Origin of the sequence: Ruicaihuangia caeni (assembly GCF_029952955.1) — a bacterium.
Lineage (GTDB): Bacteria > Actinomycetota > Actinomycetes > Actinomycetales > Microbacteriaceae > Ruicaihuangia > Ruicaihuangia caeni.
Genome location: NZ_JASATX010000001.1, coordinates 548478 through 568302, shown reverse-complemented (window position 1 = coordinate 568302; position 19825 = coordinate 548478). Strand labels below are relative to the sequence as shown.

Here is a 19825-nt window from a genome sequence, read left to right as displayed (position 1 = left end):
GACAGCAGCGCCGCCATTCAACACCCAGCCCGCAAATGGAGTGATAGCAATGGAGACCACGGTCTTCGAACGACGCCGACCATCGGCATCCGTCATCGAGCATTCGCTCGAAGGCACCCGGCAATCCGTCTTCTGGCTCGACGACATCGGGCAAGAGGGACAGGCGACTCGCCAGGCTCTGAGCGGAGTGCGCCGAGCCGACCTCGCAATCGTCGGCGGCGGCTACACCGGTCTCTGGACGGCGTTGCTCGCGAAGCGACGCGACCCCGCGCTGAAGGTCGTGCTCGTCGAGGCCGGGATGGTCGGCTGGGCCGCCTCGGGCCGGAACGGCGGGTTCTGCGAAGCAAGCCTCACTCACGGCCGAGCCAACGGGGAACGACGCTGGCCGGAGGAGCTCGACGAGCTCGAGCGCTTGGGGCTGGCGAATCTCGATGCCATCGAGACCGACGTCGTCGCTCTCGGGCTCGACGTCGAGTTCGAACGCACGGGTGTGCTGTCTGTGGCGACCGAACCGCATCAGGTCGAGTGGCTGCGCGACGAGTTCCAGAGCGCCGCTCGCCGAGGCGACCATACGATCCGGTTCCTTGACCAGGATGCGGCCCAGGCCCAGGTCGCGTCGCCCACCTACCTGGCCGCGACCTGGGATACGCACAGCGCCGCGCTCGTGCATCCGGGAAAGCTAGCCAGCGAGCTGGCCCGGGCGGTCGAAGAGGCGGGCGTCGAGGTATTCGAGCGCTCGCCCGTGCGCAGGCTCGAGACGAGCGACGGGGGCGCTCCAGTGCTGCTCGAGAGCGGCAACGGCCGGATCATCGCCGAGAAGGTCGTGCTCGCCACCAACGCATTCCCCTCGCTGCTGAAGCGCAATCGGCTGATGACGGTGCCGGTGTACGACTACGTGCTCATGTCTGAGCCGCTGAGCCAGGCGCAGCTCGCCGATGTCGGCTGGTCGGAGCGTCAAGGCATCGCAGACCTCGCGAACCAGTTCCACTACTACCGATTGACCCGAGAAAACCGCATCCTCTTCGGCGGGTACGACGCTATCTATCACTACGGCGGTCGGGTGCGGTCGAAGTACGAGCGCCGCGCGGCGAGCTTCGAAAGGCTCGCGAGCCACTTCTTCACCACGTTCCCGCAACTCGAGGGGCTGCGATTCACCCATCAGTGGGCGGGCGCGATCGACACCTGCACGCGGTTCTGCGCGTTCTTCGGCACCGCTCGCGGCGACCGCATCGCGTACGCGACCGGATTCACCGGGCTCGGCGTCGCCGCCACCCGGTTCGCCGGCGAGGTGATGCTCGACCTGCTCGAGGGTGCAGACACCGAACGCACCCGATTGCGGATGGTGCGCGAGCGCCCATTGCCGTTCCCTCCTGAACCGGCCGCCTCGATCGGCATCAACGCCACCCGCCGCGCGATGGACCGCGCCGACCACCGGCGCGGCCGACGAGGCCCCCTCCTCTCCATGCTCGACGCGGTCGGCCTGGGGTTCGACTCATGAGCGCCCCTCGCCTGCATGCGGGCGCAGCCTGCGACTCCTTGAGGATGCCGCTGGACCTCGAGCCAGTGTCCGCTGCGGACGTCGTGGAGGGCTCACCGCGCGCGGGCCACGTCGACCTGGACGCGACCGAACTGCGGTGCATCGGGGTCTGGGAGATGACCCCCGGCACGGCGCGCGACGTGGAGAGCAGCGAGGTGTTCGTCGTGCTCAGTGGCGAGGCGACCGTCGAGTTCGATGACCCCCATCAGCCCGCGATCGAGCTTCGCGCAGGCTCCTTGGTGCGGCTTCGCGCCGGGATGCGCACCATCTGGACGGTGCGAGAGACCCTCCGCAAGGTCTACATCGCCCCCTGATGCCCGTGCAGCCCGGCCCACCCAGATGTTCTCAGCAGGTCGCGAACGACGCGCGCGATGTGCTGAGCGGAAGCGAGCGGGCGCATGGGCGGTGAGCCGGCAGGAGGGGGCGCGGCGAGGCGCTTGCTGTTGGCTTCGCTCTGGGTCGGTGTGTGCGCGACAACGGCTACCGTGCAGTTCCTGCGGGGCGCGATCGTCGACAGCGTGCTCTTCACCCTCGCCGGAGTCGCCCTGCTGCTCGATGCAACGGGACGGATGCCTGTCACCGGCCGTCTGCCCCGCCCGTCCGCCCGCGTGATTGCGCTCGCCGCGGTTCCGTGCGCCATCGGGCTGATACTCGCCCCGCGTCACACGGTGCAGATGGGGCTGATCGTCATTCTCGTGGGGATTGGGGTGTTGCCGTTCGCGTGGGCAGGAACTCGGCCGAGATCGCGAGCCGCCTCTGACTGCAGCACACGGCAGCGGAACACGATCATCGGGCAGCGCTCACCGAGCAGCACGACAGCCAGCAAGCGCCGGCGCACCAGCTGGGCGTGGGCCGGAGTCCTCGTGGTCATCTCGCTCGTGGAGCTGAGTTCGTGGGTCATCGGCCGCATCGACCCGCTCGCAGCAGCGACAGCTCCATCGATCTCCGAGCTGCTCGACGGGCCACTCGATTCCTGGCGGAACCGAGCGGTGTTCGTGGTAGTCTGGCTCGCATTCGGGGTCGTGCTCTTCCGCCGCGGGTCCGAGCGTGCGTAGCGTCACCGAGTTCGTCTACCTGGCCTGCTTGATCGCGGCCGTCGCGCTCATGCTCGATGGCCAACGTGAGCGTTCAGCCCTCATGCCCGCTGCGCAGTTCTTCGACACGCTCATGCACGATCGCGCTCCACGGGTCACGATCCTCTTGTTCTGGTGGTGGCTGGGCTGGCACTTCCTTGTCGCCGATACCCTCGCCGGTTGAACTGTCAACGAGCAGGTGTCACGAGCGATTCGTCGGCAGTGCCCCCGCAGCCTCAGCCTGCGCTCGGCCGGACCTCGTACACCAAACGCGCGAACTGACCGACAGCGGATGCCGATACCAGTCGCAACCGATCGGATTCGATCCGACGCGGCAGCAGCGGAGCACCACCGGTCAGTGCTACGGGTGCCACCGAGAGGGCGAGTTCATCGAGCGCGCCGGCATCGAGGAATTGCCCAGCGAGGTCTCCGCCGCCGACCACCCAGATGTCGCCGCCTGATGCTGCCTCACGGATGGCGGGCAGCGCGTCGATGACCGGCCCCGAGACGAAGCGAACATCGGCGCCCGCAGGCACCGGCAACCTACGGGTAGTGAACACGAATACCGGCTTCACACTGTGGAACTCCGCCCACTTCTCGGGGTGCTCGAGCAGCCGCTGTTCGCGCAGCAGCCACTCGTACGTCGACGCGCCCTCCACTAGGACGCGCGCGTCAGCCGGGTACAGACCCTCATCCGGGGTCTCCCCGTTCTCGACGGCGAACAGCCATTCCAATGAATGCTGCTCGTCGGCTATCCACCCGTTCAGGCTCGTCGCGGTGTCGAACACGATGCGTCCCATGCGCCGACACTACGGGCGCGCCGGCGCTCTGATCACTATCCTGGTCGCGACACGCCATGGGCGCTGTAACGTGCGGTGCGCGGGCACCGCGTGGGAAACCGGAGTCTCTCAATGACGCGAGTACTGGTAGTCGAGCACGAGGCCAATGCAGGCGTCGGCCTGGTGGGAGAGCGGATCGCGGCGGCCCGCGGCGAGGCGGTGATCGTCGGCCCCGACACCGGCATCCCCATTCCCGAGTCGGCGGTGGGATACGACGCCGTGGTCGTGCTCGGCGGCACCCCGGGACCGACTGACGACGAGGAAGCGCCGTGGCTGCCACCGGTGCGTGCTCTCATCGCGGACTGCCTGGCGCGGGAAGTGCCATATCTGGGCATCTGCCTTGGAGCACAACTGCTCGCCGTGGTCGCCGGCGGCACGGTCGGCCCTGCGCGCAAGGGCGCGGAGATCGGCGTGACGACGATCATGAAGACGGATGCTGCAGCCGACGACCCTCTGCTCGCCCACGTGCCCTCGAACGCGCGGGCCCTGCAGTGGCATTTCCTCGAGGTGCGGACCCTTCCGCCCGGCAGCCGATCGCTCGCGTTCAGCTCGCAATGCGAGAACCAGGCGTTCCGCGTCGGCCCCGCGGCGTGGGGCCTGCAGTTCCACCTCGAAGCACTCACAGCGACCGCCGAGACCTGGGCGTCCGAGGGCGACCATGAGCTCCGCTCGCTCGGGCTCACCGCCGAACAGGTCATCGCGCCCGTGCGGGAGCAGGAACGCGGGCTGCGCGACACGTGGTCACGGATCGCAGACCGCTGGATCGCTTTGGTCGCCGGCGCACGCGAGCGGGCCTCGAAGCCTGCCGAAGATGCGGCAGAAGCCGGTGCTCCCGCACGCTAACCCGCGCGAGTCGCTCCGCCAGATCTGCGCAGCATGATCCACACCCGCGGGGCGCTCGACTCATATTCCAGTTCCGCCACCGTGCGAAAGCCGAACGCCCTGTAGAACTCGAGGTTCGATTCAGCGGAGGTCTCGAGCAGGCAGCTCTGTCGCGCCTTGTCGAGCTCGTCCAGACCCGCTTGGAGCACGGCCGATCCTTTTCCGGACCGCTGCACTCGGGGATGCACCGCTATGGTCGCGAGCACGCGATCATGTGCCGGCCGGAGGCTCCGAGCGCGCGCCTCGTGCCGGAGAGCCAGCGGCGTCCCCGCGCCGTGGAGTCGGCGGATGCGGTCGACCACTGACGGCGCGGGTGGCGGCATCTCCCCCGGCACCAATGCCGCCACCGCGTCTCGATCGCTCGTCGTCCAGACCTCTCCATGGGTCAATGCCTCCGTGAGATAGAGCGCTTGCAGTTCTCGCAGTCGTTCTTCCCGATGGCGTCCCGGCACCGTCCAGTCGGTCCAGGCGTATCCGGTGAACGCACTCGCGAGCACCTCTGCAAGCGCAGGCACGTCGCTCGCCTCAGCTCGTCTACAGGTGAACACCTCACCTCACCAGCTGCCGCAGCGGGCGATCCGCAGGTGCTGCGAACGTACGCCGCGGGCTGCCGTTGCGACGCAGTCCGGGGAACGTACCGAGGGCGACGAGCACTGCAAGCGCAGCGGCTATCGCGGCGGCCAGGTGCGCTGCCGAGAGCCCCGCCTGAGAGGCCGTGAGCGCGCTCTCGCCGGCTTCGAGGGCCGCTGCGCGCGCGGAGGTGTCGATCGCTCCGAAGACGGCCAAGCCCACAGCGCCGCCCACTTGCGCGCTCGACGAGGCGAGGCCCGAGCCGACACCGGCGTTGCGCGCCGCGATTCCCTGGGCGATCACCAGCGTGGTCGGGGTGAAGCTGGCGGCCACGCCGAAGGCGGCGAGCAGCAGTGCCGGCAGCACATGCTGCCAGTACGGCGTCTCTGGCGACACGTTCGAGAGCATGATGTGGGCCACGCAGACCGATGCGAGTCCGGCGATGGTGACCCGCTCGGGCCCGAAGGCTGCGAGCAGTCGCGGCAGCACGAGGGCGCTCACAGCGAACCCTGCGATCGACGTCGGCAGCATGGCGAGGCCCGCCGACTCCGGTTCGAGGCGCATCACCTGTTGGAGCACCATGGCGACGAGCACGAAGCATCCGATCCTCGCTGCACCGCCGAATGCGTTCGCGGCAATCCCGCCCGCCACGCGGGCATCGCGCAGCAGCGTGAGCGGCAGCACGGGGTCGGCTGCTCGGCGTTCAGCCGTGACGAAGACGGCGAAGCAAACGCCCGCTGCCACCGAACCGCCAAGGGTTTGGACGGAGACCCAGCCGTAGCGGGGTACCGAGAGCACGGCGAACACGACGCCGATGGCGGCGCCGGTGAGCGCGAGCGCGCCCATCACATCGAACGAACGGCGGGCGCGGTCCTCGTCTGGAGGAAGTGTCTTCCAGGCGGCGAATGTCACTAGCGCCGCGACCCCCGCGGTGAGCACGAAGACCGACTGCCACCCGAGCGCACCCGTGACGAGCCCACCTGCCGTGACGCCCACGGCACCGCCGGCGGTGGATGCCGCGCCCCACGCGCTCATCGCCCCGGCTCGCGCTCGTCCGTCGAAGCGGGCGAGGATGATCGCCATGGCAGCTGGGCTGAGGAGCGCCGCACCGGCCCCCTGTATCAGCCGAGCGGCGAGGAGCACTCCTTCGGCGCCGGCGACGACGCCGAGCAGGGATCCGGCGAGCAGCGCCGCCGCACCGATCATGAACATTCGCCGGCGGCCGAAGACATCCGCTGCCCGTCCGGCGACCAGCAGCAGGCCGCCAAAGGTGAGGAAGTAGGAGTTCAACACCCAGGCGGCACCGACACTGTCGAGGCCAAGGTCGCTTGTGAGGGATGGCAGCGCGACGTTGAGGATCGATGAGTCGAGCATCACGAGGAACTGCGCGGCGACCACTGAGAGGAGGAGACCGGTTGTGCGCGACTCAGTCATGCGAGATCGCCTCCAATGCGGGCAGCGCGGCCGCGCGCCGCGCCGGTGCGAAGGCGGCGAGCAGACCGGCGAAGGCGACAGCGGCGCCTAGCCACGCCAGTTGATCCAGCGGTACCACGAGTGGCAGCGGCGCGATGGTGCCGAGCGCACCGACGGCCGCGAACGCTGCCGCAGCGCCGAGGACTGTTCCGATCACCACTGCGGTCGCAGCGACGAACACGGCCTCTGATTGGACCATCGCTCCCACGTGCGCCCGGGACATGCCGAGGGCGCGAAGCAGGCCGATCTCGCGTGTGCGCTCGACGATCGACAGGGCGAGCGTGTTGGCGATGCCCAGTACGGCGATGAGCAGTGCGAACGCGAGCAGAACGGTGACGAGGCCGAAGAGCTGATCGATGATCTGCGTGCGCCCCGCGATCACCGCGGCCTGGTCTCGCACTTGCACGGTGGGGTGGTCAACGAGTTCGCGTTCGAGCGCGGCGGCCAGCCGGTCGGCGCTGACGCCGGCGGCTCCCACAACGAACACACTGGCATCCATATCTTCCGTGAAATGCTGCGCGTACGTGTCGAGCGAGACCAGGAAGTCGGTCTGCAGCGCGCGCGCAGTGGTGTCAGCGACGACACCTACCACCGGCAACGCCTTTTCTCCGGTGCGGGCGAACGTCATGGTGAGCTCGTCGCCGACACCGAGGTCACGCTCCTCCGCGACGCGCTGTGCGATCACCACACCCCCGGGCGTCGCGAGATCCGCGATCTCGCCGTCGATCATTCGGATCACGGCCACTTCTTCGATGGCGTCTGGGTCGACGGCGCTCAGCGCGCTCATCATGCCGGCGTCGCGCCAGTGGCCGTACTTGAGCCGGGTCGCTGCACCGACCTCATCGACTCCGAGCACCTCGTCGAAGACGGCGGCGTGCACGCCCCCGAGCATCTCCTGACCGGCACTCTCGACCACGACATCCGCTTGGATCACCTCGCGGTACTGCTCACCGGTTGCCGTCTTGACCGAAGCGCCGACGATCGCGGCGAAGCTCATGAGCGCAAGGCCGAGCGCGAGCGCCATCACGGTTGCCGAGGTGCGCCGCGGGGCGCGCTCTGCAGACTCCTGCGCCAGCCGCACAGCCACTCCCATGCGTGACAGCGGGGCACCGATCGCACGGACCATCGGGCGGATCACCACCGGAGCTATGAGAATCACGCCGGCGAGCGCGATGCCGAGACCGACAGCGAGCATGGGCATGTCGGCGCCGAAGGATGGCATCGCCGCGAGCACCGCACCGACTGTGAGGAGAGCTGCTCCGACTGTCGTCCGCGCGCGCGACACAAGCCTCGCCTCCGCTGCGCTCTGACGCATTGCGGCGACCGGCGAGATCGCTGCTGCCCGGCGAGCCGGGCCGATCGCGGCGGCCAGCGTGACGATCACTCCCACGCAGACGGCCACCAGCACGGTGCGCGGTTCCACGACGAGGTCGCCATCTGGGATGGTCACTCCCGCGCCGCGAGCCAAGGCCCGCAGCCCGATCGCCCCGCCGATGCCGACCATCGTGCCGATTCCGGAGGCTGCCATGCCGACGACGAGGGCCTCGCCGAGCACAGAACGGAGGATCTGCGCGCCGGTGGCTCCGGTCGCTCGAACCATGGCGAGCTCGCGGGTGCGTTGCGACACGACGATGGCGAAGGTGTTGCCGATGAGGAACGACCCCATCAGCAGCGCCGCGACCGACATCGCGACGAGCACGATCTGGAGCATCTCGAGATTCGAGGCGGCGGCTTCGGCGCCCGCGGTCGCGAGGTCCTGAGCAGTGGCGACCTGGTACGAAGCGCCGAGGACCTCGCCGAGCACCGGTTGAAGCTCGTTCACAGCGAGATCGGTGGTGATCATCAGCTCTGATACCGCCGCGCCCAGCCCCAGCGCCTCTTGCGCGGTACCGAGAGAAGCGATCACGGCAGTTCCCACCGGAGGGCCTTCGGCATCGCCGAAGCCCACGAGGCCGACGATGCGAACCTCAATGCGCTGATCGGCGACGAGCGTCAGCCGATCGCCGATGCGAAGGCCGAGCGTGCCGGCCGACGCGACATCGAGCGCGACTTCGCCTGCCTCGACCGGCGCGGTGCCGTCGCGGAGAGGAAACGCACCCACCGGTTGCGGAATCCACGAGGTGAGCTGCGCGGCACCCAGATCGACCTCGCGGTCTTCGAGCCGCACGGAGCCTTTCGCAACGGCAATCGCTGCATCGACGCCGTCAATGGCCGCGACCTGTTCGACCACATGAGCAGGGAGCGGGTCCCGTTCGACTTCGACACCCATGCCCGAGTCGAACGCAGTGGCGGTGCGAACGGTCAGGTCTGCACCGGCGGATGCCGTGCGGAACTGCTCGTCGAAGAGCCGCTGCGCGGTGTCGTTGAGCACGAGGCTTCCGGTTACGAAGGCCACGCCGAGGATCACCGCGATGACGGTGAGAGCGAGCCTGACGCGGTGAGCGATGAGTTGCGCGAGCGTGAACCGGATCATGCTGCCACCTCCTCTGCGACAGCATCGAACCGTGCCATGCGATCGAGCACGGCCTGCGCGGTCGGGTGGTCGAACCCGTCGACGACCTGGCCGTCGGCGAGGAACTCAACCCGGTCGGCGAACCCGGCGGCGACCGGATCATGAGTGACCATGACGATCGTCTGGCCGAACTCGCGCGACGCCCGCTGAAGGAACGCCAGAAGGGCGCGACCTGCGCGGGAGTCCAACGCACCGGTGGGCTCATCCGCGAAGACGACTTCTGGACGCGAGGCCAACGCTCGCGCCACAGCGACGCGCTGCTGCTGGCCGCCAGAGAGCTCGTTGGGACGATGCGACAGACGCTCCTGAATGCCGAGCGTCGTCACGAGCTCGTCCACCCACGCCGAGTCGGCTCGCTTGCCGGCCAGCCGCAGCGGCAGCTCGATGTTCTCAGCCGCGGTGAGGGAGGGCACGAGGTTGAAGCTCTGGAACACGAACCCGACCTTGCGGCGGCGCAGCACAGTCCGCTCGCGTTCGCTGAGTTCCGTCAGCTCGACGCCGCCGAGTCGCACTGTCCCCGAATCGACCGAGTCGAGCCCCGCCATCACGTGCATCATGGTCGACTTGCCGGAGCCGGAAGGGCCCATGACCGCGGTGAATCGTCCCGCAGCGATTGAGAGAGTGGCATGGTCGAGGGCGTGCACGGCCGCGGCGCCCGTTCCGTACGTCTTGACGAGTCGCTCTGCGACGATGATCGGGGCAGGCGCGGCCGGTCCGGTTGACGGGTTCATTGGAGGAGTCCTTTCGCGAAGGCTGTGGTGGGTGTGAAGAGCGCGATGGCTGAGGCGTCCGCCATCGTCACGAAGCGGTCGTCGATCGCGATCGCCTGGTCGACCGCCACGACGCCGAGGCCGGCGAGTTCATCGCGGAGCACGGGCGGTGCCGCCACCGTTCGGCCCGATAAGAGCCCCGCTGATGCGGCGATCAACGAGCCGTGCGACACCGACATGAACAGCCCCGCATCCGCTGCAGCATTGCGGAGCCACCGGTGCAGCGTTCCGTTCTCGCGGAACAGCGCGGCGCCGACACCGCCAGGGAGCGCGATGATGTGCGGCCGAGGCAGTTCGTGGAGAGCCGCATCCGCGGTCAGTTCGACGCGACGCGACTCGTCTCGCACTGGCCCGACCGTCTCGCCGATGAACGTGGCCTCGGCTTCGGGCAGCCGGCTGAGCGTGTCATGGAGCGACACTGCGTCGAGCGAGGCGAACCCGTCGAAGAGAAGGATGGCGATCTGCATATCCCTATGCTTTTCGCCAGGGTCACCGGGCCGCACCGGTGAAACCACCAGGTTCCTGGGTGCATCGCCCGCTCGGCGCTCCAGCTGTCAGGCGACGTTCAGGGCCTGCGACGCTGCCTGCGATCTCGGCGCAGTGGAAAGCAGCCGCCGGTGCCGATGGGGCCCTGTGTTGTCAGGCTGCAGGGTCGAGCGGCACGTTGGCGAGCGCGGCGCGTGAAGCGATGCCCAGCTTCGCGAAGATATTCCGCAAGTGGAACTCCACCGTCCGGGGGCTGACGAACAGGCGCGCAGCGACCTCGCGATTCGAGAGCCCCTCCTGCACGTGGCGCGCGACTTGCAGTTCCTGCGCTGTCAGCGACGGAAGTTCGGCTCCGGTCGCGTGGCGTCGCATGGTCTCACCAGACGCACGGAGTTCGTCGCGGGCGCGGTCGGCCCAAGGCGCCACCTTCAGCTCGTCGAACATCGACGCTGCGATGCGGAACTGCTCGCGCGCGTCGACTCTGCGGCGAGCACGACGCAGATACTCGCCATACGCGAGCCTTGTGCGCGCGTGGCTCAACGGTCTCATCGACGAGGCATGGTGCTCCAGCGCTGAACGAAAATAACGCTCCCGTTCCTCGGTCTGCGCACTGAGCGCCTTTGCATGTTCGACGATCGCGTGTGCCCACGAGTTGCCTGTCGCCGCCGCGAAGCCGGCGATCTGCCCGGTCGACCTCGCCACGGCATCGGCATCGCCACTGCGGACTGCGACCTCGATGAGGTCGATTGCCGCCGCCTGAGCGATTCCACGGTGCTGCACCGCTTGGAAGCAACGAAGCGCTTCCCGGGGATCGTCGCGGGCCGCTTCGATGCCGCGCGCCCACCTCGTGAGGTCGAGCGTGATGGCTTCGAGCACGCCGGAGGGATGGGAGCGAGTGAGCTGCTCGACCTCGTCGGCACGTGCCGCGACGCCAGGAGCGCCGCGGTATGCGTCGATGACCAGCAGCTGTGCGAGCGGGAGCGCGAGCTGATTCTCGTGGCCCGCGGCTCGCGCGAGATCCAGCACTTCTTCGCCGGCGGCGCGGAGCTCGCTCCAACGCCCGGCGGGCAGCTGCACCAGTGCCCGCCGGGTGAGCGCGTGGAGCGTCTCCTGCACCGACGAATTGGCGCGCGCAGCGTCGAGTTGACGATCGTGCCAGCGGAGAGCTGCCTCGTCATCTCCGAGCGTCAACGCGGCAATGCCCAGGTTCGTCAGCAGGTCGGTGTGCGGCAGTCCCTCGCCGAGCTCGAGCGCACGGCGCAGTTCAGCAGCGCCGTCGGCGAGGCGATCATGAAGCATATGGTCCATGCCGAGTAGCAACGCGGTGAAGCACGACGCCGAGCGCCCGGTCGTTCCCGGTTCGAGAGCCGCAATGGCCCGCACATCGATAGTCGCCCCGGATTCCGCACCGAACGCCGCCAATGCCGTCGCGATCATGCCGAACCGTCTCGCACGCTCCGCGTCGCTCGCCGCGAGGGCCTCGCCGGCCGCGCCAGCAAGGATGCCGTGCGCCAGGCGAACCGAGCCGTAGTTCATCTCGACGAAGGCACGGAGTCGATCGGCTTCGGCCTGCAACTCACGACTCGTGGCTGTTGCTCGCACTCGTTGCGCGAGCACGCGCGTGCGCTCCGGGTCTCCGGCGAGCCAGGCCGAGTTCGCTGCGTCGAAGAGCCGCTGCTGCATCCGATCGCCGTTCTCTGAGAGCTGTGCGGCGCGCTCGAACGCGGCCGATGCGGCCTCATGACCCCCGTGCAGCCGAAACCGCTCGGCCGCCTGTGCCAACAGCTCGGCCGTCTCCTCCTCGGGCCCATCGACGGCAGCTGCGCGGTGCCAGATCGCCCGATCGAGATCGCCGTACAGTTCCAGGGCGTTGGCGAGTGCGGCGTGAACGCGCCGGCGCTCCCCGAGCGAAGCACCCCAATGCAGCGCGGATCGAACGAGGGGATGCCGCATCTCAAGCGTCGAGCCGGTCACGGCGATCAAGTCGGTGTGCTCAGCGGCGTCTGCCTCCGCCTCAGCAACGCCGAGCAGCTCAGACGCGCGACGGATGACTGCGGCGCTTCCGGTGTCGTCGATGGCGGCGATCAGCAGGTGGGTCTGCGCTCCGGCTGGCAGCCGTCGCACACGGTCGAGGAACACCCGCTCGAGGTGGTCGGTGAGCGGCAGGTGACCAGAGAGCGGCGAGAGACCCGCCACCTGCGACTCGGTCAGCGCACGCGGAATCTCCATCAGTGCGAGAGGGTTGCCGCCCGTGCGGGCGATCAGGTCACGCCGAACGGCAGGTGCCAGCTCGTACCCCGCCGCGCTGTGCTGAAGCAGAGCCTCCGCCGCGCCCGGTTCGAGCCCTTCGAGGCGCACGCTCGGCAGATCCGCCGCGTCGAACCGGCGAGCGTCGCCGTCGCGCGCCGCGAACACCATGGCCACTGGAGAGACATCGATGCGGCGCGCGATGAACAGCAGCGCAGCCGCAGAAGCGTCATCGAGCCAGTGGGCGTCGTCCACGAGGCACACCAGGGGCGCATCCTCAGCGGCGTCAGTGATGAGCGTGAGCGCCCCCAGGAACACCAGCACGCGCTCATCGCTTCCGACCACCGGTCCGTGGCCCAGCATCTGCGCCGACAAGGCTCGCGCCTGTGGTGGAGGCAACCTGTCGAGTCGATCCAGCAGCGGCAGCAGCAGGCGGTGCAGCGCTGCGAATGCGAGCGGGCTCTCGCTCTCGATGCCCTGCGTTCGGAGCACACGCATGCCGGCGGCGTCAGCATCGAGCAGAGAGGTCAGCAGCGCTGACTTTCCGATGCCCGCCTCGCCCCGGAGCACGAGCGCCCCTCCGCGCGACTCGCGGGCCCCGTCAAGCGCGTCGAGAAGCGCCCTTCGCTCGCGCTCGCGCCCCAGGATCACGCGCCGATCCTATCGAGCGCGTGCCGATCGCGGCGAGAACCGATCCTGCCCCGCGATCACGCGCCGCGGTTCGCCAATCGCACGCGCCGTGGTGCCCTGCCTCCGAGATACGAGGCGGCGGGATCGACCAGGAAGCCCTGGCGGAGCGCTTCGCGGCCGATGAGCATGCGGAACCCCATCTCGTCGCGGTTCGTCAGGGTCGTCTCGGCGGTGACGAGACGACCGGCGAGACGAATGTCGAGCAGCACCACGATGCGCTCCTCGCTGTGCCCGGAGGAGCTGCGCACCGTGCGCCGATCGTGCACATCGCACTCGACGTCGATCGCCCCGTCATCGCTGGCTTGCCAGGGATGGACTTGGAAGCGGACTCGCTTGCCATCGGGCGACTGCTCGAGATCGAAGGCGTGCAGTGCGGAGCTCCGGGCGCCGGTATCGATCTTCGCCTTGATCCACGGCACCTGGATTCCCGGCAGGCTCGCCCATTCTCGCCACCCCACGAGGGTGCTTGAATGGATGTCGCTGTTCACTCGATCATCTTGGCAGGAACCCCACTTGAAGCTCGCCATCCTTTCGCGCGCCCCCCAGGCGTATTCCACGCAGCGGCTTCGGGCGGCGGCCGTGCAACGGGGGCATCGCGTGAAAGTGCTCAACACTCTGCGCTTCGCGATCGACCTGTCGGGTCCTGAGCCCGACCTGCACTACAGGGGCAAGTTCCTCTCGCACTACGACGCGATCCTGCCTCGGATCGGCGCCTCCATCACGTACTTCGGCACGGCGGTCGTTCGCCAGTTCGAGCAGATGGATGTCTACACGCCGAACACCGCCAACGGCATCATCAACTCAAGGGACAAGCTTCGAGCCACCCAGATCCTGTCGCGGCACAACATCGGAATGCCCGCGACGGCCTTCGTGCACCACCGCGGTGATGTGCGTCTCGCGATCGATCAGGTCGGCGGCGCCCCGGTCGTGATCAAGCTGCTCGAGGGCACGCAGGGCATCGGCGTGATCCTCGCACCCGAGGTGAAGATCGCCGAGGCGATCATCGAGACGCTGCACTCGACGAACCAGAACGTCCTGATCCAGAGCTTCATCGCCGAGAGCCGGGGCCGCGACATCCGCGCCCTCGTGGTCGGTGATCGGGTCGTCGCCGCGATGCGGCGCACCGCCAGCGGCGACGAGTTCCGCTCGAACGTGCATCGCGGAGGCACCGTCGAGGCGATCGACCTCCCGGCCGAGTACGAGCAGGCCGCCGTGCGCTCGGCTCAGATCATGGGCCTGCGCGTCGCCGGCGTCGACATGCTGGAAGGCAACGAGGGCCCCTTGGTCATGGAGGTGAACTCATCCCCCGGCCTCGAGGGCATCGAACGCGCCACCGGACTCGACCTGGCCGGCGCCATCGTCGACTACATCGGCAATCAGGTCGCCTTCCCAGAGATCGATGTGCGTCAACGGCTGAGCGTGTCGACCGGGTACGGAGTCGCAGAACTCGTCGTGCACGCGAACGCCGATATGGTGGGCCGCTCGCTGCGAGACTCGGGACTGCGAGAGCGAGACATCACCGTGCTCACCCTCCACCGCGGTGCCAATGTGATCCCGAATCCGAAGGATGCCGTCGAGCTGGAGGCCGGCGATCGGCTGCTGTGCTTCGGCAAGCTCGAAGAGATGCGCTCGATGATCCCGGAGCGTCGGCGCCGTCGCCCTCGCGTTCGCAAGCTCCCCAAGGAGGCGACCGCGGCCGAAGGGTAGCTCCTCGCAGCAGGTGCAGCGCAGCCGCGCCCAGGATGACCGGCGTCGGATGACGCTATCGGCCGAGGCCGAGTTCCTCGACGACACGGGCGACACGGCGGCGGTCCGCATCGCCAAGGCCCTTGATCGGCAACGGCAGGCAGTACGGTCGCGCCAGGTCCAGGTGCTCCGCGATCGCTGCCGTGACACGGAGACTGCCGTGCTCGGCGAAGAGTTCCCAAAGCGGTGCCAGCCGCGCCGACAGCGCCGCGGCTTCGTCGGCTCGGCCGGCCTGAGCAGCGCGCGTGATCGCGAGAGCGGGCTCAGGCAGCGTGCCGGCGATGACCGAATACCACGCATCGCAGCCCGCAGAGAGACCGGTCGCCGCAGAGGCGTCGCCCGACACACCGATCGTCACATGGGCGGGCAACACCTGGCGCAGACGCTGCACGCGGTCCGCAGCCGCTGCTGAGTCGGCGGGCAGCGCAGGGATCTTGATCGACGTGACTCTCGGGAGACGCGCGATCGCCGCATACAGCTCTTCGGTGAAGGCGAAATGCGTGGTGCCCGGGTTGTCGTAGAGGATGACCGGCAGCGACACTGCGCTGGTCACATCGTCGAACAGCCCATAGACGTCGTCGGCGGTGAGCGCCTGATAGGTCATGGGCGCGAGCAGCAGCGCCGCAGCGCCCGCGGCCTCAGCATCCGCTGCATGCTCGAGCACATGCTCGGTGCGAAGCGCACCGATGCCCACGACTACGGGCGTCGCGCCCGCGTGCTCGACCGCGAGGGCGGCGACCCGCGCGCGTTCGGCTCTCGTGAGATACGCGTAGGAACCGGTGGACCCGAGCGCGGTGATGGTGTCGACGCGAGCTGCAGCGAGACGGCCCACGATCCTCGCGTAGGCGGTCTCATCGACGCGGTGGTCGGCGATCGGTGTGAGCGGGAACGCGCTGAGTCCGCGCAGCGGTTCAGCGGCAGAGTTCGCGGACTTCATGCTTCGGATGCTCCTGACTGATTCGAGTTCCTTGTTGTGAGAAGAAACACCGTGACCATACCGGCGAGCAGCACCGCGGCGGTGACCGCCATGGCGGCTCCGATGCCCGGCATTGTTTGGGCAATCGCTGCATCCGGTTGCCGGGCCAGCACATTGGCGCCGATGATCGCGCCGAGCGCGGCGACGCCGAGGGTGGATCCGATCTGGCGGAAGGTGTTGTGGAGGGCCGCGGCGGTCGACGAGTCGGCCGGATCGGCATCCGCGACCGCGAGGCTGCTCATCGACGAGCTCATGAGCCCGGACGCGACGCCGACGACCGCGAGGCGCCATGCGAGATCAGCCGGACCCGATCCTTCAGATTGCACTGCCAGCAGAGCGCATCCCGCTGCGCCCAGCCCCAGACCGGTGATCAGCACGGGTGCGATGCCGAAGCGAGCAGCGAGGCGGCCGGCGATCGGCCCGAATGCCGCCGTGCTCAGCATCATGGGCAGGAACAGCAACCCGGCGGTGAACGGGTCGTGACCGCGGTATTCCTGGAGGTCGATCGAGTAGAAGTACGAGGTGCCGAAGAACATGAAGAAGTAGGCGAGCCCTGCGACGCTGGCCGCGATCACTGCCGGCGACTGCCAAAGCGAGGGCGGGATCAAGACGACCCGATCGTGACGGCTGCGCGCCCGCTGCCTGATCAGGAACAGCGCAATCGAGGCGGTGCCGACTGCGAATGCGCCCAGAACCAGAGGTGAGGCGAATCCCTGGAGGGGCAGTTGCAGCAGGCCCTCCACCAGGCCGCCGAGGCCGACGGCACCGATCGCGGCACCGACCCAGTCGACGCGGACTCCGGCCGCCGGCCGCCCGTGCGCGGCGGGCGGCACACCGCGCGCGCCGAGGATGAACGCGGCGATCGCCAGCGCAGCAGAGAGCACGAACCCCAGCCGCCAGCTTCCCGCCGCGAGAATGACCCCACCCAGTACCGGCCCAGCGCTCAATCCCAGGCTCGCGACCCCGGCCCAGAGCCCGACCATTCGAGAGCGCTGCGCGGCATCATCGAACTCAGCACGCAGGATTGCGAGGGTCTGAGGGAGGAGCAGCGCGACGCCGACTCCCTGCAGGGCGCGTCCGAGGAGAAGCACGACCAGGTCGGGCGCCAGAGCGCAGGCGACCGACGCGGCGGTGAATACGGCGGTACCCGCAAGGAACGCCGCACGACGGCCGAATGCGGTGCCGATCGCTCCGCCGATCATCAGAAGGGCGCCGTAAGCGAGCGTGTATGCGGCGCTCACCCACTCGAGGCCGACTGCGGGTACTCCGAACTCGCCGCCGATCGCCGGAACCAGGAGGTTCACGAGGGTGGTGTTGAACATCGAGATCATGGATCCGATGCACATCGCCACGACGAGTAGCGTCCGCCCGCGGAGCCCAGTGGCGACCCCGTGACGCCTCGCTCCGCTCATACCGTTGGCAACCTCGTTCACCGAGAACCGATCATCCGAAGAGGGACGTCAACCGGTTCTGTCTCTTCCGGGGACGAGCCTAGTGGGAACACGCTCGCGAGATCGTCGCCGACGTGGCGCGGGCTGCTCGACCACGGGGCAACCGCGGGGCCCAGGTGACAGCGCTCATGACGCCTTCCGAGCGCCGCGTCGCAAGCGGAGCTGCTTGCGTGCATCGAGCGACGGATCGGGCTTATCCCAAACCTTCACGATCGCCCACCCGACCGCGGCGATCGGCACTGCGAGCACAGCGCCCGCGATCCCGCCGAGGATCGTGCCGACCGTCAGTGCGACGAGGATGATCAGCGGGTGCAGCTTGAGCGACTGACTCATGACGATGGGCTGCAGCAGATCGCCCTCGAGTTGATTCACGACGATCACGATCAGCACCACGATCAGCGCCACGACCGGGCCGTTCGCTACCAGCGCCACGAGCGCAGCGAAGACACCGGCAACGGTGGCGCCGACGAGGGGGATGAACGAACCGAGGAACACGATGACTGCGAGCGGAAGCGCGAGCGGCACCTGCAAGATCGCAAGGCCCACGCCGATGACCAGAGCGTCGACCAGGCCAACGATGGCGGTGCCCCGTATATAGCCGCCCAGCACATTGACGGACGTGTCACCGATGCGACGTCCGCGCTCCAGGCGGGCTCCGTCGAAGGGGCGCAGCAGGAAGGCCCAGATCCGGTCCCCGTCCTTCAAGAAGAAGAACAGCACGACGATCACCAGCACGGTGCCGGTCACGAACTCCGTCGCGAGCGAGACGCCTGCGATCGCGCCGGCGCCGAACTCGGCGCTGGTGACGAAGTCGACGATGGCATCACGGGTCGCGGTTATCTGGGCCTGGTCGATAGGCAATTGCAGGTCGGCCAGCCAGCGCTGCAGGTCTTCGAATCCCTCGGTCGCCGACGCGACCAACTCGTCCCACTGGTTCCGCACGGCGAAGACGATGAGCGTGACGATTCCCCCGAACACGGCGAGGCCGCCGAGCAGCGTGATCCACGCGGCCAACATGGGCGGCATCCACCGGCGCAGCCGCACGATGACGGGGCTTGCTGCCGCCGCGAGGATGATGGCGATGAGCAGCGGGATCACCACGAGCTTGACCTGCACGAGCGCCCAGATCGTGAGCGCGCTCAGCGCGATGATCAGCAGAAGCTGCAGGCTGCGCACCGACCAGCGTCCGAGCCTGTCCCCCCACAACGAGCTCGACAGCAGGCCCCGCGTCGGCGCGATGGTCTCCACGCCTGCCGAGGGAGCCGTCACTGAGCGGGTTTGCGGATCTCGACGCGTGAAGAGCCCCATCGCCCCAGCCTATGGAGCGGAGCAGCAGCCGCAATGGCTCGGCCGGCGTGAGCTCTCGACCGTCGATGCGAACTCGACAAGAGGAGCGATCGGTACGGCCGGTTACGGCCACGTGAACCGAGCCCTGAAAACCGACTCGAACAATGGTGGATCTGAGGGGACTCGAACCCCTGACCCCCTGCATGCCATGCAGGTGCGCTACCAGCTGCGCCACAGACCCGTTTCGGTCGACCTCCTCGCGGAGGCGACTCATCTACTTTACTACATGCCCCGGCAGCCGCTGACCACCGTGCGGACTTCGCTCGCCGGCTTCGCACCGTGACCGGGCTCGAGGCGCGGCCGTGCCGAGCCGGTACGGCAAGCGCCCGACCCCCGATAGACGGGAGCCGGGCGCTCAGCCGTGCATGGCACTGCCGGGATCAGCTCACTTGGTGACCGGGATCATCTGGTCGCCGAAGGTCTCCTCCATGTAGGCCTGAGTCTCGTCAGAGAGCAGGAGGTCGTAGAGCTTCTGCACGCGCTCGTCGTTCTCGAGCTCCGGAGTCGTGGCGAGCACGTTGAAGAACTTGCTGCTCTCACCCTCGACAAGGATGGCGTCCTCGAGCTTGAGGCCGGCGGGCAACGCGAACGAGATCGTCACGAACGCGGCGTCGACGTCGGGAAGTGCCGCGGCGAGCGAGGCGTTCTCGATCTCGACGAACTCGAAGTCGTTCGGGTTCGAGGTCACGTCGTTGAGCGTCGAGGGGTTCTCGGTGGTCTCGATCAGGCCCTCGGCGGCGAGCATCTCGAGTGCACGCCCCTCGTTGGTCGGGTCGTCCGGGATCGCGATCTTCGCGCCCTTCTCCAGGTCGGCGATATCAGTGATCTTGTCGCTGTAGAACGCCGCGACCGGCAGGTAGATCTCGCCCACGCTCACGAGGTCGCTGCCGGTGGCCGTGTTGAAGTTGGCAAGGAAGGTCGTGTTCTGGAACAGGTTCGCGTCGACATCGCCATCGACGAGGGCGGTGTTCGGCGTGTTGTAGTCGGTGAACTCGATGTACTCGATGTCGAGGCCGGCGTCGGCGGCCAGGTTCTCGTCGACCCACTGGAGCAGTTCCCCTGCTGGGATCGCGAGCGCGCCGACCTTGATCGTCTGCACGTCGCCGCTACCGGCGTCAGTGCTGCCGGCGTCGCTGGCCGCACCGCAGCCGGCAAGGCCGATGGTGAGGGCGGCGGCGAGACCGACGCCGGCGAGGCGCTTCGGAGAGATGAACGTCATGGTGTTT

Annotated in this window: 18 protein-coding genes and 1 tRNA gene; 6 read left to right on the top strand and 13 right to left on the bottom strand. The window is 68.3% G+C overall.

Annotation, left to right across the window (positions count from 1 at the left end; genetic code table 11):
* Window positions 1-49: 49 nt before the first annotated feature.
* From QF206_RS02580 to QF206_RS02565, 4 genes are all read left to right on the top strand, one after another.
* On the top strand, window positions 50-1498 hold the full coding sequence (locus tag QF206_RS02580; protein WP_281487632.1) for an NAD(P)/FAD-dependent oxidoreductase: 1449 nt from the start codon (window positions 50-52) through the stop codon (window positions 1496-1498).
* On the top strand, window positions 1495-1851 hold the full coding sequence (locus tag QF206_RS02575) for a cupin domain-containing protein (protein ID WP_281487631.1): 357 nt from the start codon (window positions 1495-1497) through the stop codon (window positions 1849-1851). The genes QF206_RS02580 and QF206_RS02575 overlap by 4 nt, the downstream gene beginning before the upstream one ends.
* 129 nt (window positions 1852-1980) lie before the next feature.
* Entirely contained in the window at window positions 1981-2592 is a 612-nt protein-coding gene (locus QF206_RS02570; RefSeq protein ID WP_281487630.1) for a hypothetical protein, read from the top strand.
* Entirely contained in the window at window positions 2585-2794 is a 210-nt protein-coding gene (locus QF206_RS02565; protein WP_281487629.1) for a DUF6186 family protein, read from the top strand. Before QF206_RS02570 ends, QF206_RS02565 begins: the two co-directional genes overlap by 8 nt.
* A 52-nt stretch (window positions 2795-2846) precedes the next feature.
* Here the strand turns inward: QF206_RS02565 and QF206_RS02560 are convergent, their stop codons facing one another.
* Window positions 2847-3410, bottom strand: a complete 564-nt coding sequence (locus QF206_RS02560) for a dihydrofolate reductase family protein (protein WP_281487628.1) — start codon at window positions 3408-3410, stop codon at window positions 2847-2849.
* A gap of 111 nt (window positions 3411-3521) precedes the next feature.
* Between QF206_RS02560 and QF206_RS02555 the strand changes: the two genes are divergently transcribed.
* Entirely contained in the window at window positions 3522-4292 is a 771-nt protein-coding gene (locus QF206_RS02555) for a type 1 glutamine amidotransferase (RefSeq protein WP_281487627.1), read from the top strand.
* On the opposite strand, the gene QF206_RS02550 is transcribed toward QF206_RS02555, so the two are convergent.
* From QF206_RS02550 to QF206_RS02520, 7 genes are all read right to left on the bottom strand, one after another.
* Window positions 4289-4846 (bottom strand): GNAT family N-acetyltransferase, encoded by a 558-nt coding sequence (locus tag QF206_RS02550; RefSeq protein ID WP_281487626.1) that lies wholly within the window; start codon window positions 4844-4846, stop codon window positions 4289-4291. The two genes, QF206_RS02555 and QF206_RS02550, sit on opposite strands and share 4 nt — an antisense overlap.
* Window positions 4847-4880: 34 nt before the next feature.
* Window positions 4881-6335, bottom strand: a complete 1455-nt coding sequence (locus tag QF206_RS02545; RefSeq protein WP_281487625.1) for an MFS transporter — start codon at window positions 6333-6335, stop codon at window positions 4881-4883.
* The gene (locus QF206_RS02540) at window positions 6328-8847 is read right to left on the bottom strand and encodes an ABC transporter permease (RefSeq protein ID WP_281487624.1); all 2520 of its coding nucleotides are present in this window, start codon (window positions 8845-8847) and stop codon (window positions 6328-6330) included. Before QF206_RS02540 ends, QF206_RS02545 begins: the two co-directional genes overlap by 8 nt.
* Complete coding sequence (locus QF206_RS02535; RefSeq protein WP_281487623.1) at window positions 8844-9617, bottom strand: ABC transporter ATP-binding protein; 774 nt, start codon at window positions 9615-9617, stop codon at window positions 8844-8846. Before QF206_RS02535 ends, QF206_RS02540 begins: the two co-directional genes overlap by 4 nt.
* Window positions 9614-10123: a DJ-1/PfpI family protein gene (locus QF206_RS02530; protein ID WP_281487622.1), complete on the bottom strand. Its 510-nt coding sequence runs from the start codon at window positions 10121-10123 to the stop codon at window positions 9614-9616. The genes QF206_RS02535 and QF206_RS02530 overlap by 4 nt, the downstream gene beginning before the upstream one ends.
* A 172-nt stretch (window positions 10124-10295) precedes the next feature.
* On the bottom strand, window positions 10296-13040 hold the full coding sequence (locus tag QF206_RS02525; protein ID WP_281487621.1) for an ATP-binding protein: 2745 nt from the start codon (window positions 13038-13040) through the stop codon (window positions 10296-10298).
* A 56-nt stretch (window positions 13041-13096) separates the two neighbouring features.
* Window positions 13097-13567 carry an ATP-dependent zinc protease family protein gene (locus tag QF206_RS02520; protein ID WP_281487620.1) on the bottom strand — a complete coding sequence of 157 codons (471 nt, stop codon included), beginning with the start codon at window positions 13565-13567 and terminating at the stop codon, window positions 13097-13099.
* 25 nt (window positions 13568-13592) lie between these two features.
* Here QF206_RS02520 and rimK point away from each other — a divergent pair, with 25 nt between their 5' ends.
* Window positions 13593-14786, top strand: a complete 1194-nt coding sequence (gene rimK / locus QF206_RS02515; protein ID WP_281487619.1) for a 30S ribosomal protein S6--L-glutamate ligase — start codon at window positions 13593-13595, stop codon at window positions 14784-14786.
* Window positions 14787-14841: 55 nt separating this feature from the next.
* Here rimK and QF206_RS02510 read toward each other — a convergent pair whose 3' ends face one another.
* The 5 genes from QF206_RS02510 to QF206_RS02490 all read right to left on the bottom strand — a co-directional run bounded on the left by QF206_RS02510 (window position 14842) and on the right by QF206_RS02490 (window position 19818).
* The gene (locus tag QF206_RS02510) at window positions 14842-15762 is read right to left on the bottom strand and encodes a dihydrodipicolinate synthase family protein (RefSeq protein WP_281487618.1); all 921 of its coding nucleotides are present in this window, start codon (window positions 15760-15762) and stop codon (window positions 14842-14844) included.
* Window positions 15759-17147, bottom strand: coding sequence for an MFS transporter (locus tag QF206_RS02505; protein WP_281488108.1), 1389 nt, complete (start codon window positions 17145-17147; stop codon window positions 15759-15761). Before QF206_RS02505 ends, QF206_RS02510 begins: the two co-directional genes overlap by 4 nt.
* Window positions 17148-17378: 231 nt before the next feature.
* Window positions 17379-18560, bottom strand: coding sequence for an AI-2E family transporter (locus tag QF206_RS02500; RefSeq protein WP_281487617.1), 1182 nt, complete (start codon window positions 18558-18560; stop codon window positions 17379-17381).
* Between the two features lie 144 nt (window positions 18561-18704).
* Window positions 18705-18780: transfer RNA gene (locus QF206_RS02495), tRNA-Ala, on the bottom strand.
* 204 nt (window positions 18781-18984) lie between these two features.
* Window positions 18985-19818 carry a MetQ/NlpA family ABC transporter substrate-binding protein gene (locus QF206_RS02490; RefSeq protein ID WP_281487616.1) on the bottom strand — a complete coding sequence of 278 codons (834 nt, stop codon included), beginning with the start codon at window positions 19816-19818 and terminating at the stop codon, window positions 18985-18987.
* Between the last annotated feature and the right edge of the window lie 7 nt (window positions 19819-19825).